Consider the following 204-nt stretch of genomic DNA (forward strand, 5'->3'; position numbering starts at 1 on the left):
CATAGGTACGCTAAAAACGATTGCGCCCAATAAGATTACCACTGTTGATGATCTTTGTTTCAATTCCTCGTAGGTACGCTAAAACCCATGCTTACATCAGTATCCGCGATTGCTCCGCCCAGGTTCCAATTCCTCATAGGCAAGCTAAAAACCTGCCGGAGCCGGAGTCCATGGCTTCAGTCTGGGAGTTTCAATTCCTCATAG

Origin of the sequence: Syntrophomonas sp. UBA1041, assembly GCF_002316705.1 — a bacterium.
In the GTDB taxonomy this organism is placed as follows: Bacteria; Bacillota; Syntrophomonadia; order Syntrophomonadales; family Syntrophomonadaceae; genus DTU019.